Origin of the sequence: Microvirga pakistanensis, from assembly GCF_004458765.1 — a bacterium.
Lineage (GTDB): Bacteria > Pseudomonadota > Alphaproteobacteria > Rhizobiales > Beijerinckiaceae > Microvirga > Microvirga pakistanensis.
The window spans coordinates 1-223 of record NZ_SPJX01000695.1; the positions used below are offsets into that span (position 1 = coordinate 1).

The 223-nt window shown below is 69.1% G+C and carries 1 pseudogene; it reads left to right on the forward strand.

Annotated features, from left to right (window positions below):
• Positions 1-223, forward strand: a pseudogene (locus E4K09_RS26770) (regulatory protein RecX); the annotation flags it as partial.

Below are 223 nucleotides of genomic sequence, written 5' to 3' on the forward strand. Positions count from 1 at the left end.
CCTCCACGGCAGGTCAGCGCCGCCTATCTGCAGCGGGCGGCGCTCGCCTATCTCGAACGCTATGCCTCCTCGGCCGAGAACCTGCGGCGCGTCCTGAGGCGCAAGGTCGACAAGCGCTGCCGCCTGCGCGGCGAGGATCCGGCGGAATTCCAGGACATGATCGACGAGGTGGTGGCCAAGAGCCTGCGCGCCGGCCTCATCGACGATACCCGCTACGCGGAAG